Genomic DNA, 15,328 nt, shown 5'->3' on the forward strand with positions numbered 1-15,328 from the left:
TGCGGTGTTCGGCGGAGCGCCTTCCCGGATGAGCGGTTGGCGTGGGTCGTGGGTGCTCGGGCGGGTTTGTGATCTGGACGTGGGTGTAGGCCCGTAGCCGTCTGGCTGCGGGCCTTTCCCGTATTCGGTTGTCACGCTGCGAAGGGCAGCGGGTCATGCAAGTTGTTGCGCCTGGGTTTTCGTTCCCTGTCCAAGAACGCTGGTGGCAGGAACTCCGGTAGACCGTCGGCGGCGATGCGGACTTCCCAGCCTGAGCGGTGCAGTAGCCGGTGGTGGTGGGCGCACATCAGGACCAGGTTGGTCAGGTCTGTTGCCCCGCCTTCGGACCAGTGGTGGATGTGGTGGCCCTGGCAATGCCTCGGTGGGCGGTGGCAGCCGGGGAAGGCGCAGCCTCGATCTCGCAGGTAGAGCGCTCGGCGCAGGCCCGCGGAGATCAAGCGGCGGAGGCGACCCAGGTTGAGAGGTTCGCTTTTCTCGCCGAGCACCGCGGGGATGATCATGGCGTCGCAGGCGTGGACCCGGGCCTCGGCCGCCGTCATCGTGCCGGTGTCGCCCAGCGTTGCCTCGCCGAGACCGGACTTCAAGTCCTTCAAATGCACCGCGACCATCACGTGGGCTCGCTCGCCCGCCTGCATCGGCAGGCTTGGCGAGTTGAGGGCCAGATCGACGGCGTCGGAGAACGCGTCGCCGTAGCGTTCCTGCGGCGACCGCAGGTCGGCGCCTTCGCCGGTGCTGGTGCGGCGTTCGGCCAACGCGTCGAGCAGGGCGCTGGCCCGGGTTCCCGTTTCGTCGTCGAAACGACCGTGCAGCTCCCACACTCCGGTTCTTTTGCGGCGGAGGGACAGTTCACGGTCGGGGATCGCGGGTTCGGCGGTGTCGGGTTCGGGGCCGTCGGGGTCGAGGTGGGCGATGATGCGCGCCCCCAGGGCGGCGACCTGCTTGTGGCCCGCGTCCTCGGCCAACCCCAGCAGGTGCTGCTCGGCATCCTCGCGATGCTCCGGCGGGATCTGCGTCAACGCTCCGACGATGGTGTCGATCATCGGGTTGCTCAGCCGGCCCTCGGCGGCGGCAGCAGCGGTCGCGGGCGCGACGGCGGGGGCGCTGTCGAGGTGGTGGCCGGGGTGGAGGGAGCGGGCTCGTTTGACCATCGTCTCGGCCGCGGACTTCGGGATGTCGGCCAGGTGCTCGAGAAGCCGCGCGACGGAGCGGTAGCCGAACAGCTCCATCACCCCGCGGGACTCGATTTCCGCCAGCAACGCACCGATCTCCGCCTCGGCGGAACGCACCACGGTGAGCAGCGCGCAGATGCGATCGGCCAGCACCGTCGCATCCGTCTGCCACACCGCTTCCGTTGCCATACAACAAGGTTAGCCGAACCCGAACGCATGATCATCACACGATCAGGTGCCGAACAAAACTCCGGCAGGGGCACCGCCGCGTGGGGAATCGGCGCTCTCGCACCCAGCGGCGAAAGACCATGAGAAGCGCCGATTTCCCACGCCCCGGCGAAGCCGTCATCTTGAAAAGCCGACCCACTACAAAGCAGTCAGAGAAGCAAGCTTCCACCGACCATCAACCCGCTTGGCAACAACACCAAGCTGAGCAACGGAAGAGGACGGCGCACCCCCACCCTGACCAACGGTCTGCTGATCCAAGAACAGCAAGAGCGAAGCATCATCCCCCACCAAAGACCGCACACCCACAGCCCGAACAGTAGTAGTCCGCACGAGCTTCTCGGCCACAGCCCGCGTACGAGCCGAAGCGAACTGGTCCCGATACTGACGGACCGCATCGCCCACCAGAACTTGAGAAGCCGCCCGCTCGGTACGATCCAGATTGGCGTAGTCGTAGGAGAAAACCGACTTCACGGCATCACTGACCTCAGCGGCAACGGAAGCAGTCCCAGCAGAATCCACCAAGGCCTGGTTGTCCCCCGGAGAAAGCGAAGCCGTCTCGATGCCGAACCAGACGGCGCACCCCAAGGCAAGAGCCACAACGACAGCCAACACCCGAGTCACGACCCGGCCGCCTGCACACCCGAGATCTTCCAGCCGTCAGGGGAACGGGAAACGTCCACAGTCAACCGGTTCAGGCGAGGAGCAGCAACCGATCCGCCCGTCGAGACCCGGACGTCCAGCACTGCCAGCAGCCGGGCCGAACCAGCGGCGACATCGATCTCCGTCACCGCCGCCTGAACCAGCGACGCGGAAGAGACCGTGCGAGCGGTGGAAGCCCGATCGATCTGCACCTGGCGGTCCCCGGCGAGATCCTTCCCGTACTGCCCCGTCGTAGCCGCGATCCACCGGTCCACGTCGGCGCCGGCCGAGCGGTAGTCGATCGTGTTCAGCGTCACCAGTTCCGGGCCCGCCGCCGCCAGGACCGCGTCACGCTCACGGCCGCGAGCGAAGGAATCGTCGGCGGCCGCCCGCCACCAGGACCAGCCCGAAAACGCGGCTGCCAGAACCGAAAGCACCGCGGCCACGACGAGAACTCTCACGGCGCGCCCAACAGCCGGCCGAGGCCCCCGGAAGAAGGACCGGTCAACAGGCTCAACATCCCCGGCAGCTGAGCCTGCGCAGGCGAAGACGCAGTCTGCGAAGGCGCAGCCGGGATGGCCGGCGGCTTACCCGCGTAAGGCGCGTTCTGAGCCCCGCGCACCCCGGTCGGGCTGCCCGGCGGCTCGGCGCAGTACGCGTTCATGTTCACCGGGCCCTCAGTGAGATCGTTCGCCGGACGCTGCTTCGTCCCCTCATACCCCTTCGTGCACGAAGCCGGGTCGAAGAAGTTGAACACCACACCCAAATGGCCCGTGCCGTCCGGGGACGTCGACGGCGAGAACGCCCCGATGATCGGGTACGCCACCAGCAGTTCCTCGAGGGAGTCGCGACGGGACGACGTGATTTGGGCCGTGGTGAGCAAGTTCGCGAACAGCACACCCAAGTCGGTGCCGGACGCGGCGAGCACGTCGCTGATCTGCCGGCTCAGCTGCGGCGCTTCCGCGATCACCCGCCGCAGGTCCGGATCGGACTTCTTGAGCTGACCCGCGATCGTCTTCAAACCCGCGGCGAAGTCGGTGATGTTCGCCGCCTGCCGCTGCTGCGTGTCCAGGACCACCCGCGAGTTCGACAGCAACCCCTGCGTCTGCGGGACGTACTGCGCGGCGACGGCGGTCAGCGAACCCGTGCTGTCCAGCAGCTGCTGCAGTTCCGGCCCCGCGCCCGCGAACGCGTTGTACGTCTCGTCCACGACCGTCCGCAGCGACTCCGGGTGCACGCTCGCCACCAGATCGTCCAAATGCGACAGCACGGTGTCCGGCGACGGCGGCAGCGACGTCTTGTCCGCCGTGATCACCGAACCGTCCTTCAGATAGGGCCCGCCGTCGTGCAACGGGAGGAGGTCGACGAACTGCTCCCCCACCGCCGACCGGTTCGCCACCTGCGCGTGCGCGTCGGCCGGGATGTCCGGGGCGCCCGCGTCGATGTCGAGCGCCACGTCGACGCCGTGCTCGGTCAGCGTCATCCCGGTCACCCGCCCGACCGTCACCCCCCGGTAGGCGACTTCGGAGTTGACGAAGATGCCGCCGGAGTCGGTCAGCTGCGCCGTGACGACGTAACCGCGGCTGCCGAAGAGCCGGTCCAGCCCCGCGTAGTGGCCGCCGGCGTACACGACCGACACCACGGCGATGACGACGAACGCGAACAGCTGGATCCGGATCTTGCGCGTGGTCACTTGCCACCGCCGATCAGGCCGAGCAGGCCGCCCAGCAGGTCGGGCCCCGCGGACTGCGGGACCGAACCGAGGTCGGGCAACGGCAGCGGTGGCGCGATGGTGGAAGGCTGCCCGGACGGCAGCGCGATCGGCGGTTGCGACGAGTTCGTGAAGTTCGAGATCAGCGTGTCGAGGTCGAGGTTCACGTTCGCCTCGACGTTCGCGTAGTCGCCCTTGACCACGTTGCCCGCGTAGTCCGGGAACGGGTACGTCAGCAGGATCTGCAACGCGTTCGGCAGATTGGAACCCGCTTCGCCGAGCTTCGTCAGCGTCGGCTGCAGCGCCTTGAGGTTCGCGACGAGCTGGTCGCGGCTCTTCGTCACGGTGTCGACGGCGACGCCGGACAGCGTGTTGAGCGCGTTCAGCATCCCGACGAGCTGGTCGCGCTGGTCGGTGACGACCTTCAGGCCCGGTGCGAGATTGTCGAGCGCGTTCGTCAGGTTCTGCGTCTGGCCGGCCAACGTCTGCGACAGCTTCCCGAGGCCGTCGATCGCGCGGAGGATCTCGGTGCGGTGCCCGTCGAGCTGGGTCGCCAGTTCGTCCACTCGCGACAGGAGCGCGCGGATCTCCGGCTCGTTGCCGGACAACGCGTCGTTCAGCTCGTGGCTGATCTTCTGGATCTGCTCGACGCCGCCGCCGTTGAGCAGCAGCGAAAGTGCGCCGAGCACCTCCTCGACTTCGGGGTTGCGGTTGGTGCGCCCGAGCGGGATCTGCGCGCCGTCGCCGAGGTGACCGGTGGCCGGCTCGGCCGTCGGCACGCTCAGCTCGACGAACTTCTCCCCCAGCAGTGACGACTGCTTCAGCTCGGCGCGCGCGTTGGCGGGCAGCGCGATGTCGCCGTTTACGGTCATCGCGACCAGCGCGGACCGCGTGTCCGGCGTCAAAGAAATCTTGTCGACCCGGCCGACGGCGACGTCGTTGACCTTGACGCTGGACTGCGGCACCAGGTCGAGCACGTCGGTGAACAGCGCGGTCACGTGGTACGGGTGGTCGCCGACGTCGGCGCCGCCCGGCAGCGGCGTGCCGTAGAGGCCGTTGAACCCGCCGTCGCTGCAGGCCGCCAGCACGAGCACCCCGGCGAGCACTCCCGCGAGCCGCTTCACTTCGCACCGCCCGAAAGCTGCTCCATGACGTCGACCAGCGGGAGCGGCAGCGGTGGGAGGGTCCCGTTCTGCAGCGAGTTGAGCACCTGCGGGATGGTCGGCAGCTTCAACGCGCCGTCCAGGACGGGCGCCAGCTGCTTGCAGATGTTCCCGAGCGTGTCGGGCACTTCCTTGGGCGTGAACGAGCTGATCAGCCGGCACACGGTGAGGATCGGCGGGTTGGTCAGCTCGTTGAGGTTGTCGCGGACGGCGATCGTGCCCGACGCCGCGTCGTAGGAGTTGATGAAGTTCGTCGCGCCGGTCGGGGCGATGTCGAGGACTTCGGCGAGCGCGGCCCGCTGGTCGACCAGCACCTTCGACAGCGACGCCAGCTTGTCCACATTGGACTCCAGGGCTGCCTTGTTGTCGTTGACGAACGTCTGGACGTCGCCGAGCGCCCCGCCGAGCGACTGCAAAGCGGCGCCGACGTCGGAAGAGTCCGCCGCGAGGAACTGGCTGACGTCGGCGACGCGGCCGTAGAACTCGTTGAGCTGCTGGTCGCTCTGAGCGAGTGCACCGGTGAAGGAGTTCAGGTTCTGCACGGTGGAGAACAGGTCGTCCTTCGAGCCGTCGAGGGTCTTGGCCAGCTCGGCAAGCTGTCCGACCGTCGAGTTCAGCGAAGCGCCGTTGCCCTTCAACGTGTTCGCCGCGGTGTCCAGAACGTCTGACAGGGCACCGTCCTTGTTGGCGCCGTTGGGTCCCAGTGCCGTCGACAGCTTGTCCAGGCTCGAGTACAGGTCGTCCAGTTCGACCGGTGTCGCCGTGCGGTCCTTCGCCAGCACCGTCCCCGAAGCCAGGACCGGACCGCTGTCGTACGCGGGAGTCAGCTGGACGTACCGGTCGCTGACCAGGCTCGGCGCGACGACGACCGCGCCGACGTCGGCAGGCAGTGACACGTCGTCGACGCGCATGTCCACGCGCACCGCGTCGCCCTGCGGCGTGACGTCGGTGACCTGCCCGACCGGCACGCCGAGCACCCGCACCGACGAACCCGCGTAGAGCCCGACGGTCTTGCCGAAGTAGGCGGACAGCTTCGTGCCGGTGGATTCCCGGAACACCAGCCACAGCCCGGCCGTCACCACCAACGCGAGCACGCAGGCGAACGCCAGCCACGTGACCAGGCTGCGGCCGCGGTAGGTCCGGATGGTCATCGGCCGCCCACCCCCTGGTTCGGCGCCGCGATCGGCGGGGTGCAGCCTTCGGGGTTGATGGTCACGACGCCGGCGTTGATGGTCGGCGGCAGCAGCCCGCACAGGTAGCCCTCGAACCAGCGGCCGTTGCCGGTCGCGTTCGCGCCGACGCGGGCGAACGGCGCCATCAGCTGCAGGCTCTTGTCGAGGTTGCCCTGGTTGCGCTGCAGGATGTCGGTCACCTTCCCCAGCTTGTCGAGCGTGGGCTTGAGCTGCGCGCGGTTGTCCTGGACGAGTCCGGTCAGCTGCTGCGAGAGCTGCTGGGTGCCGGTGAGCAGCGCGTTGATCGCCTTCTTGCGGTTCTGCAGCTCGCCCAGTAAGAGGTTTCCGTCGCTGATCACGCGTTGCAGCTGGGCGTTGCGGTCGGACAGCGTCTTCGACACCTGGCTCGTGTTGGCCAGCAGCGTGTGCAGGTCACTGTCGCGTGAGGACACCGTCTTGGCCAGCGACGACAACCCGGTCAGCGTGTCCTTCAGGTACTGCGGGCTGTCCTTGAGGCTGTCGGACAACGCGGTGAAGCTGTCCGCGAGCTGCTGGGTGTCGATGTCGCCAACCGTCGTCGACAGCTGCTCGAAGGCGTCCTGCAGCTGGAACGGCGTGCGCGTGCGGGCCTGCGGGATCGTCGAGTCCGGCTCCTGCGCGCCGTCGCCCTTCGGGTCGAGCGCGAGGTACTTCTCCCCCAGCAGCGTCTTGATTTCGATCGACGCCGTCGTGGCGTCGCCGACCCGGACGTCCTTGACGCGGAACCGGACCAGGACCTGCTTTCCCCGCAGGGAAACCGACGACACCGTGCCGACCTTGACCCCGGCGACCTCGACCTCGTTGTCCGGCGCCAGCCCGGCGGACTCGCCGAAGTACGCCGAGTACGTCGTGCCGTTGCCGAAGAACGGGAGCTGGTCGGAGAAGTACGTCGTGGCCGTGACGAGCACGATCAGCACGAGCGCGACCGCGCCGACGCCTGCCTGGTTGCGATCCTTCAGCGGCTTCACGGACCACACCTCTCCGCGCGCTGGGTGCCGGGAAGCGGGACGATCGGCACGGTGATGTCGAGCGAGGAAATGCCGATGGTGCCGGTGATCCCGCACAGGTAGTAGTTGAACCAGCTGCCGTAGCTCAGGGTCCGGGTGAACTTCTGCAGGTTGCCCGGCAGCACCTCGAGCAGGTGGTTGAGGAGTTCGCCGGAGTCGCCGAGGTTCTGCGACAGCACGCCGAGCTGCGCGACGTCGTCCTTGAGCGCCGGACGCGCATCGGCCAGCAGGCCCGTCGTGGACACGGCGAGGTCGCCGAGCGCGCTGACCGCGTCGCCGATCGGCTTGCGCTGCTCGGCCAGCCCGCTGACCAGCTTCTGCGTCTGCTCGATGAGGTCGCCGAGCTGCGGGCCGCGGGAGTTGACCGTGCCGAGCACGGTGTTGAGGTTCGCGATGACCTGGCCGATCACCTGGTCCTTGCTCGCGATCGCCGTCGTCAGCGACGCGGTGTGCTGCAGCAGGCTGGTGATCGTGCCGCCTTCGCCCTGGAAGACGCTGATGATCTCGGCCGAAAGCTGGTTGACATCCTTGGGGCTCAACGCCTTGAACAGCGGCTTGAAGCCGTTGAACAGCACGGTCAGGTTCAACGCGGGTTTGGTGCGTTCCGGCGGGATCGTGCCGCCGTCCGGCAGCGCCTTGTCCCCCGGGACGTCGGTGCCGAGCGCGAGGTACCGCTGGCCGACGAGGTTGCGGTACTTGATGGTCGCGGTCACCGTCTCCGGCAGCCGGTAGGTGTGCTCGACGTCGAACCGGACCTGGGCGAGGTTCCGCTCCCCCGCTTTGACTGCACTGACGACCTCGATCGTGTCGACCTGCCCGACCTTGACGCCGGCGATGCGGACGTCGTCGCCTTCCTTGAGCCCGGACGCGTCGGTGAACTTCGCCAGGTATCCCGACGTCTCGCCGAAGTTCGTGTTCGCGATGGTGGCCGCGAGGACCCCGGTGAGCAGCACGGTGACGACGGCGAACACCGCGAGCTTGATCAGCGACGGGACGAAACTCCTCACTTCAGCTCCACCTCCGCCCCGCGGTAGAGCGGCCCGACGATCAGGCCGGCCCAGCCGGGCACGTCACCCGGCGAGGTGCCGAGTGCGGGCGAGGCGAGCAGGTCGATCAGGTCGTTCTCGTAGGCCGAGCCGACGATCGTGCCGTCGCCGCCGATGGCGCCACCACCGGCGGGCAGCTCCTCGGGCGGGTACTTCGGCGGCGGAGGCTTGGTGGAGCCGTCCTTGATCGCGCCGTCCGGCGGGTACTGCGGCCACACCCCGGGATGCGGCACGCTCGGGTAGCAGCGCGGGCCGCGCTTGTCGTCGTACTTCGGCTCGTCGACGCCGGGGAGGTACTTCCCGCGGCTGGCGGCGAACTCGATGGTGACCCGGCTGACCTCGGGGTGCGCGGTGCCCTTGCCGAACGCCAGCTCCGCGCGCGGCACGGACTCCGCGAGCTGCCGCATCAGGCACGGGTACTCGGGCGCGTACTTCGCGAGGACGTCGAGCGTCGGCTGGACGGCCGTGGTGAGCCGGATCAGGTTGTCCTTGTTGACCTGCAGGAAGCTCGTGAGGTCCACGGAAGCCGCGGTGACGGTCGCGTAGAGGTCGGTCAGCTGCGCGCGCTGGTCGACGATCGTCCGGCTCGTCGTCGTCAGGTCCGACAGCGCCTGCAGGAGGTCCGGCGCCGCCTTGTCGTAGGTGTTCGCGACGTTGGCGAGCCCGGTGATGTCGGCCTTGACGTCCGGCAGCGACGGGTTCAGCTTGCCGAGGTAGTCGCTCAGCTGGACAAGCGTCTGGCCGAGCTGCTTGCCGCGGCCGTCGAGCGCGGTCGACACCGCCGTCAGCGTGCTCGCCAGCTTTTCCGGCTGGACGGCCTGCAGCAGCGGCATCACGTCGTCGAGGACCTTCTGCAGCTCGATCGCCGCGCTGCTGCGGTCCTGCGGGATGACGTCGCCGGCCTTGATCGGGCCCTCGGACGTCTCGGGCAGCTGCAGGGCGACGTACCGCTCGCCGAACAGCGTCTTCGGTAGCAAGCGCGCGGATACGTTTCGAGGGATGACGTGCGTCTTGTCCGGGTCGAGGGCCAGCTCCAGCTCGGCGTGGTCGCCCTTCGCCAGCACCGAGCGGACTTCGCCGACGAGCATGCCGCGTACCTTGACGTCGCCGCCCGTGCGCAGCTGGCTGCCGACGCGGTCGGTCTCCAGCTTCACGAGCGTCACCGGCGTGAACGCCTTGTTGTAGAGGGCGAGCGTGAACGCGATGAACAACGCGGCCACGAGCAGGAAGGCGAGCCCCAGCACCTGGTACCGGAGCCGCTGCCAGAGCTCGCGCCTCATCCGGAGATCCTCACCGTCGTGTTCGCGCCCCAGATGGCGAGGGACAGGAAGAAGTCCAGCACCGAGATCAGCACGATCGACGTCCGCACCGCGCGGCCCACGGCGACGCCGACGCCCGCCGGGCCGCCGCTGGCGTTGAAGCCGTAGTAGCAATGGGACAGGATCACGAGCACGCTGAAGACGATCACCTTCCCGAACGACCAGAGGACGTCGCCGGGGGGCAAGAACAGCGTGAAGTAGTGGTCGTAGGTGCCCGCGGACTGGCCGTAGAGCCAGATGGTGATCTGCCGGGACGCGAGGTAGCTCGACAGCAAACCGACCGCGTACAGCGGGATCACCGCGGCGACACCGGCGAGCACCCGCGTCGTCACCAGGTACGGCATGCTCGGGACGCCCATGACTTCGAGCGCGTCGATCTCCTCGGAAATCCGCATCGCGCCGAGCTGGGCGGTGAAGCCGCAGCCGACGGTCGCGCTCAGCGCGAGGCCGGCTGAGAGCGGTGCGACTTCGCGGGTGTTGAAGTAGGCGGAGATGAACCCGGTGAGCGCGGCCGTGCCGAGCTGGTTGAGCGCGGAATAGCCCTGCAGGCCCACGATGAGGCCGGTGAAGAGCGTCATCCCGATCATGACGCCGAGCGTGCCGCCGATGACGGCGAGGCCGCCGGTGCCGAAGCAGACTTCGGTGAGCAGGCGCAGGGTTTCCCGGCTGTAGCGGCGGATCGTGCGCGGCGACCAGGCGAGCGCTTTCGCGGCGAACGCGAGCTGCTTGCCGAGCCCTTCCAGGCTCTGGCCGGGGCGCGCGATGTACTCGAGCGTCCGGTCGGTGTCGACGGCGGTCATCACATGGCCTTCGGCGGGACGATCCGCAGGTAGATCGCGGTGAGCACGACGTTGATGAGGAACAGCAGCAGGAACGTGATGACGACGGCCTGGTTGACGGCGTCGCCGACGCCCTTCGGCCCGGGCGGCGGGTTCAGCCCGCGGAACGCCGCGACGACGCCGGCCACGAAGCCGTACAGCAGCGCCTTGATCTCGCTGACCCACAGGTCGGGCACCTGGGCGAGGGCGTTGAAGCTGGCCAGGTACGCGCCGGGCGTCCCGCCCTGCAGGACGACGTTGAAGAAGTAGCCGCCGAGCACGCCGACGACGCTGACCAAGCCGTTGAGCAGCACCGAAACGACCATCGCGGCGAGCACGCGCGGCACGATCAGGCGCTGGATCGGGTTGACGCCGAGGACCTCCATGGCGTCGATCTCTTCGCGGATCTTGCGCGCGCCGATGTCCGCGCAGACCGCGCTGCCGCCGGCGCCCGCGACGAGCAGCGCGGTGATCAGCGGGCTGGCCTGCTGCACGATGGCGAGCGCGCTGGCCGCGCCGGTGAACGACTGCGCGCCGATCTGCGCGGTCAGCGAACCGAGCTGCAGCGCGATCACCGCGCCGAACGGGATGGCCACCAGCGCGGTCGGCAGGATCGTGACGCTGGCGAAGAACCAGCACTGCTGGATCCATTCGCGGGCCTGGAACGGGCGTTTGAAGATCGCGCGCAGGACTTCCCAGGAGAGCGTCGCGAGGCGGCCGACCTGGGTCAGGGCCGCGGTTCCCGGGAGCGTGCCCGTGCTCTCGCTCACCACACCTCCCAGTAGGTCGTCGCTGACCTCCGAGTGTTCTCCATACCCGGTGCCCGATTTTCGTTAGCGGTGTTAACTGATCGTCAGAAGCTCAGGTTGAGCGCGTGCGACGCCGTGGCGCCGCCGTCCGCGACGAACTCCGCCCCCGTGCAGTACGCGCTTTCGTCGCTGGCCAGGAAGAGGACGAGCTTCGCGATGTCCTCCGGCTGCCCGACCCGGCCGAGCGCCACCTTCTTCCCGACGTACGACATGTCGACTTTCTGCCCGCCGGCGGCGGTCTCGACCATCCGGGTGTCGATCGCGCCGGGGTGCACCGAGTTGACGCGGATGTGCTTGCGGCCGAGCTCCATCGCGGCGACCTTGGTCATCCCGCGGATGGCGAACTTGCTCGCGGTGTAGGCGACGAGGTAGGGCATCCCGGCCAGTCCCTCCACAGAGGACACGTTGACGATGGAGCCACCGCCGGCGGCGGTCATCGGTTCAACGACCGAGCGCATCCCGAGAAACGCCCCGATCTGATTCACCCGGATGACGCGCTCGTAGTCGGCCAGCTTCGTCTTGCCGAGTTCGGAGAAGTGGAGGATCCCCGCGTTGTTGACCAGCACGTTCGGGGCGCCGAACTCGGTGGCCGCCCGGTCGACGGCAGCGGCCCAGCCGTCCTCGTCGCCGACGTCGAGGTGCTGGTAGACGGCCTGCTCCCCCAGTTCGGCGGCGAGCTGCTTGCCCTCGTCGTCGAGGATGTCGGCGATCAGCACCTTGGCGCCCTCGGCGACGAACGCGCGTGCCGCGGCCTCGCCCTGGCCGCGCGCGGCCCCGGTGATCAGGGCGATCTTCCCGTCCAGCCTCATGACTCTCCCAGGATCTCGGTGGCGGCGAACATCCGGCCGGGGTCGCGGCCGGCGAAGAAGGCGCTGACCGACGTCTCGAGCTCGTCGAGCGACCAGCGGTGCTCGATCCGCGGCGGCTCGACCAGGGCGACCGTGCCGCCGTGGACGACGAACACCTGCCCGTTGACGTGCTCGGCCGCGGGCGAGGCGAGGTAGGCGACGAAGGGGGCGACGTGCTCGACCGAGAGCGGGTCGGCGCCCTCGGCGGGAGGAGCACCGAACACGCCCTCGGTCATCGCCGTCCGCGCGCGCGGGCAGATCGCGTTGGCGCGGACGCCGTACTTGGCCAGGCCGCGGGCGGCCGACATGGTGAGCGCGGTGATGCCCGCCTTCGCGGCGGCGTAGTTGGGCTGCCCGGGCGAGCCGATGAGGAACGCCTCGGACGCGGTGTTGACCAGCCGGCCATACACCGGCCGACCGTCCGCTTTGGACTTGTCGCGCCAGTACTTGGTGGCGTTGCGGGACAGCAGGAAGTGCCCGCGCAGGTGGACGCGCAGGACGGTGTCCCACTCGTCGTCGGACATCGAGAAGAGCATCTTGTCGCGCAGCACGCCCGCGTTGTTGACCACGATGTCGAGCCCGCCGAGGTCGAGCGCGGCGGCCATGAGCGCGTCCGCGGTGGCCCGGTCGCCGACGTCGCCGGCGACCGCGACGGCCTTGCCGCCTGCGCCTTCGATCTCTTCGACGACGTCCTTGGCCTCGGTGATGTCGTTGACGACGACAGTGGCCCCGCGCGCGGCGAGGGCGAGGGCTTCGGCCCGTCCCAGTCCGGCGGCGGCGCCGGTTACGATCGCTGTCCTGCCGGTCAGGCTCACGCGAGGCCTCCTCATCGAGTCCTGTGACCGCGCCTACACTAGAATCTGTTCTTTCTCTTCGCAAGGGGTTCAGTGAACAGTGCTAACCGGCGATGAACAGGGCGTTCTTCGGACAGCCTTTGACTGCATCTGTAACTTGTTCTATCCGATCGGCCGGTACCGGACCCGGCTGGATGACGAGCTCCTCGTCGTCGTCCAGGTCGAAGACGTCCGGCGCGAACCCGACACACACCGCGTTCGCCTCGCAGAGCGAACGATCGACGCCGATCTCCATGCTTCCTCCGCCGCGTGAGTCCTGGTACAACTAGAACAGGTTCTACTATAACGCCGGATCGGGGTGACGGGTGCGGATCGACTACACGCCGGAGCAGCGTGCGCTGGCCGCGGAGCTTCGGGAGTACTTCGCCGAGCTGATGACGCCGGAGCGGCGGGAGAGCCTGCGCGCGGGTGGCGGCGAGTACGGCGACGGCTTGGCGTACAAGGAGATCGTCCGGCAGCTGGGCAAGGACGGCTGGCTCGCGCTGGGCTGGCCGAAGGAGTACGGCGGCCAGGACCGGTCGATGCTGGACCAGCTCATCTTCACCGACGAAGCCGCGATCGCCGGGGTGCCGGTCCCGTTCCTCACGGTCAACACCGTCGGGCCGACCATCATGCGCTACGGCACCGACGAGCAGAAGGCGTTCTACCTGCCGAAGATCGCCGCGGGCGAACTGCATTTCTCGATCGGCTACTCCGAGCCGGAGGCCGGCACCGACCTCGCGTCACTGAAGACGCGGGCGGTGCGGGACGGCGACGAGTACGTCGTCACCGGGCAGAAGATGTGGACGAGCCTGATCGAGTACGCCGACTACGTCTGGCTCGCCGTCCGGACCGATCCGGACGCGAAGAAGCACCGCGGGCTGTCGATGTTGATCGTGCCGACGTCCGCTGAAGGCTTCTCGTGGACCAAGGTGCACACGGTCGCGGGCGCGGGCACGAGCGCGACCTACTACGACGAAGTGCGCGTTCCGGTGTCGGCGCGGGTCGCCGAGGAGAACGCGGGCTGGCCGCTGATCACCAACCAGCTCAACCACGAGCGCGTCGCGCTGACGTCGGCGGCGCCGGTGCGCAAGGCCCTCGCCGACGTCCTGGCGTGGGCGAAGGAAACCGGCGCCATCGACCAGGAATGGGTGCGGGTGCACCTCGCGCGCGTGCACGCCGGAGCGGAGTACCTGAAGCTGCGGAACTGGCGGATCGCCTGGGCGGCCGCGGCGAGCGAGCTCGGGCCGGCGGAGGCGTCGGCGACGAAGGTGTACGGCACGGAGTTCGCGATCGAGGCCTACCGGCTGCTGATGGAGGTGCTGGGCGCGGCCGCCGTCGTGCGCGACGGCTCGCCGGGCGCACTGCTGGCCGGGCGGATCGAGCGGCTGCACCGGTCGGCACTGATCCTCACCTTCGGCGGCGGCACCAACGAGATCCAGCGGGACATGATCGCCGCGACCGCCCTCGGCCTGCCCGTCACGCGCTAGGAGCGTTCCATGGACTTCACCCCTTCCGAGGCGTCGGCCGACCTCGCCGCGCTGACCCGGCGGATCCTCGCCGGCAAGGCCACCCACGACCCGCACGGCACCGGCGGCTTCGACGCTCCTTTGTGGACGGCGCTGGGGCACGCGGGCGTGCTCGACGCGGCACTGCCGTCGTCGCTGGGCGGCGGCGGGTTCGGCCTGCTGGAACAGTGCGCGGTGCTCACCGAGATCGGCCGCGCGGTGGCGGCGGTCCCGTACCTGCCGTCGATCACGATGGCGGCGTCGGCGCTGGCCGAGTTCGGCACGCCGGAGCTGGTGGACCGCTGGGTGCTGCCGGTGCTGCGAGGAGAACGCGTTCTAGCGGTGGCGCTGTCCGGGTTCACCGCGACCGACGGTCTCCTGTCCGGTTCGCAACCCGCGGTCGCGTTCGGCGCGTTCGCCCACGGTTTCCTGGTCGCCGCCGCGGACGAGGTCTTCCTGGTCGACGCGACCGCGTCCGGGGTCTCGGTGCGGCCGCAGCAGACGACCGACCACGCGGACGCGTGCCTGCTGGAGCTTTCGGACGTAGCGGGGACTTCGCTGGGCGACATCGGCGAGTGGCTGCGGCTGCGCGGGACGGCCGGCGTGTGCGCGCAGCAGCTCGGCGTCGTCGAGCGATCCCTGGAGCTGACGGCGGCGTACGCGGCCGAGCGCAAGCAGTTCGACCACGTCATCGGCGGTTTCCAGGCGGTCCGGCAGCGCCTCGCGGACGCGTACGTCGACGTCGAGGCCGTCCGGCTGACGTCGCTGCAGGCCGCGTGGCAGCTGGCTTCGGACCTGCCCGCCGCGGAAGCGGTGGCGACGGCCAAGTTCTGGGCCGCGGAGGCTGGTCACCGCGTGGCCCACACGACGGTGCACGTCCACGGCGGCGTCGGCATCGACGTGGACCACGAAGTGCACCGCTACTTCACGGCGGCGAAGCGCCTCGAATTCGAGCTGGGCCCGGCGACCCCGCAGCTGCTGGCGCTCGGGAACCTGCTGGCCGGTTGATCGGCACCCCT

The 15,328-nt window shown here is 69.0% G+C and carries 16 protein-coding genes; 2 read left to right on the forward strand and 14 right to left on the reverse strand.

The window, feature by feature from the left end; translation table 11 throughout:
- Window positions 1-131: 131 nt before the first annotated feature.
- The 14 genes from ABFJ78_RS22840 to ABFJ78_RS22905 form a co-directional block, all read right to left on the reverse strand.
- On the reverse strand, window positions 132-1,358 hold the full coding sequence (locus tag ABFJ78_RS22840) for a DUF222 domain-containing protein (RefSeq protein WP_436388353.1): 1,227 nt from the start codon (window positions 1,356-1,358) through the stop codon (window positions 132-134).
- A gap of 177 nt (window positions 1,359-1,535) precedes the next feature.
- Window positions 1,536-2,018, reverse strand: a complete 483-nt coding sequence (locus tag ABFJ78_RS22845) for a hypothetical protein (protein ID WP_436388354.1) — start codon at window positions 2,016-2,018, stop codon at window positions 1,536-1,538.
- Window positions 2,015-2,482, reverse strand: coding sequence for a hypothetical protein (locus ABFJ78_RS22850; protein ID WP_436388355.1), 468 nt, complete (start codon window positions 2,480-2,482; stop codon window positions 2,015-2,017). The genes ABFJ78_RS22845 and ABFJ78_RS22850 overlap by 4 nt, the downstream gene beginning before the upstream one ends.
- A gap of 11 nt (window positions 2,483-2,493) precedes the next feature.
- Window positions 2,494-3,729: an MCE family protein gene (locus ABFJ78_RS22855; RefSeq protein ID WP_436388356.1), complete on the reverse strand. Its 1,236-nt coding sequence runs from the start codon at window positions 3,727-3,729 to the stop codon at window positions 2,494-2,496.
- Window positions 3,726-4,871, reverse strand: coding sequence for an MCE family protein (locus tag ABFJ78_RS22860; protein ID WP_436388357.1), 1,146 nt, complete (start codon window positions 4,869-4,871; stop codon window positions 3,726-3,728). The genes ABFJ78_RS22855 and ABFJ78_RS22860 overlap by 4 nt, the downstream gene beginning before the upstream one ends.
- The gene (locus ABFJ78_RS22865; RefSeq protein WP_436388358.1) at window positions 4,868-6,061 is read right to left on the reverse strand and encodes an MCE family protein; all 1,194 of its coding nucleotides are present in this window, start codon (window positions 6,059-6,061) and stop codon (window positions 4,868-4,870) included. Before ABFJ78_RS22865 ends, ABFJ78_RS22860 begins: the two co-directional genes overlap by 4 nt.
- A complete protein-coding gene (locus ABFJ78_RS22870) occupies window positions 6,058-7,089 on the reverse strand; it encodes an MlaD family protein (protein WP_436388359.1) in 1,032 nt (343 codons plus the stop codon). Before ABFJ78_RS22870 ends, ABFJ78_RS22865 begins: the two co-directional genes overlap by 4 nt.
- Entirely contained in the window at window positions 7,086-8,135 is a 1,050-nt protein-coding gene (locus ABFJ78_RS22875) for an MCE family protein (protein WP_436388360.1), read from the reverse strand. The genes ABFJ78_RS22870 and ABFJ78_RS22875 overlap by 4 nt, the downstream gene beginning before the upstream one ends.
- Window positions 8,132-9,454, reverse strand: coding sequence for an MCE family protein (locus ABFJ78_RS22880; RefSeq protein WP_436388361.1), 1,323 nt, complete (start codon window positions 9,452-9,454; stop codon window positions 8,132-8,134). The genes ABFJ78_RS22875 and ABFJ78_RS22880 overlap by 4 nt, the downstream gene beginning before the upstream one ends.
- Entirely contained in the window at window positions 9,451-10,293 is an 843-nt protein-coding gene (locus ABFJ78_RS22885; RefSeq protein ID WP_176175936.1) for an MlaE family ABC transporter permease, read from the reverse strand. The genes ABFJ78_RS22880 and ABFJ78_RS22885 overlap by 4 nt, the downstream gene beginning before the upstream one ends.
- A complete protein-coding gene (locus tag ABFJ78_RS22890) occupies window positions 10,293-11,081 on the reverse strand; it encodes an MlaE family ABC transporter permease (RefSeq protein WP_086674213.1) in 789 nt (262 codons plus the stop codon). Before ABFJ78_RS22890 ends, ABFJ78_RS22885 begins: the two co-directional genes overlap by 1 nt.
- 83 nt (window positions 11,082-11,164) lie before the next feature.
- Window positions 11,165-11,929: a glucose 1-dehydrogenase gene (locus tag ABFJ78_RS22895; protein WP_436388362.1), complete on the reverse strand. Its 765-nt coding sequence runs from the start codon at window positions 11,927-11,929 to the stop codon at window positions 11,165-11,167.
- Window positions 11,926-12,783 (reverse strand): 3-oxoacyl-ACP reductase, encoded by an 858-nt coding sequence (locus ABFJ78_RS22900; protein WP_436388363.1) that lies wholly within the window; start codon window positions 12,781-12,783, stop codon window positions 11,926-11,928. Before ABFJ78_RS22900 ends, ABFJ78_RS22895 begins: the two co-directional genes overlap by 4 nt.
- Before the next feature lie 82 nt (window positions 12,784-12,865).
- A complete protein-coding gene (locus ABFJ78_RS22905; protein ID WP_329049800.1) occupies window positions 12,866-13,057 on the reverse strand; it encodes a ferredoxin in 192 nt (63 codons plus the stop codon).
- A 70-nt stretch (window positions 13,058-13,127) separates the two neighbouring features.
- On the opposite strand from ABFJ78_RS22905, the gene ABFJ78_RS22910 reads away from it, so the two are divergent.
- Together ABFJ78_RS22910 and ABFJ78_RS22915 are read left to right on the forward strand one after the other, a co-directional pair.
- Complete coding sequence (locus ABFJ78_RS22910; RefSeq protein WP_436388364.1) at window positions 13,128-14,291, forward strand: acyl-CoA dehydrogenase family protein; 1,164 nt, start codon at window positions 13,128-13,130, stop codon at window positions 14,289-14,291.
- A 9-nt stretch (window positions 14,292-14,300) separates the two neighbouring features.
- A complete protein-coding gene (locus ABFJ78_RS22915) occupies window positions 14,301-15,317 on the forward strand; it encodes an acyl-CoA dehydrogenase family protein (protein ID WP_436388365.1) in 1,017 nt (338 codons plus the stop codon).
- Window positions 15,318-15,328 lie beyond the last annotated feature (11 nt).

This window comes from Amycolatopsis sp. MEPSY49, from assembly GCF_051337345.1.
Classification (GTDB): domain Bacteria; phylum Actinomycetota; class Actinomycetes; order Mycobacteriales; family Pseudonocardiaceae; genus Amycolatopsis.

Bases quoted from the DNA above. Each gene is read 5' to 3' on its own strand.
- ABFJ78_RS22840 (WP_436388353.1), bottom strand. From the start codon at position 1,358: ATGGCAACGGAAGCGGTGTGGCAGACGGATGCGACGGTGCTGGCCGAT.
- ABFJ78_RS22865 (WP_436388358.1), bottom strand. From the start codon at position 6,061: ATGACCATCCGGACCTACCGCGGCCGCAGCCTGGTCACGTGGCTGGCG.
- ABFJ78_RS22880 (WP_436388361.1), bottom strand. From the start codon at position 9,454: ATGAGGCGCGAGCTCTGGCAGCGGCTCCGGTACCAGGTGCTGGGGCTC.
- ABFJ78_RS22885 (WP_176175936.1), bottom strand. From the start codon at position 10,293: ATGACCGCCGTCGACACCGACCGGACGCTCGAGTACATCGCGCGCCCC.
- ABFJ78_RS22895 (WP_436388362.1), bottom strand. From the start codon at position 11,929: ATGAGGCTGGACGGGAAGATCGCCCTGATCACCGGGGCCGCGCGCGGC.
- ABFJ78_RS22905 (WP_329049800.1), bottom strand. From the start codon at position 13,057: ATGGAGATCGGCGTCGATCGTTCGCTCTGCGAGGCGAACGCGGTGTGT.
- ABFJ78_RS22915 (WP_436388365.1), top strand. From the start codon at position 14,301: ATGGACTTCACCCCTTCCGAGGCGTCGGCCGACCTCGCCGCGCTGACC.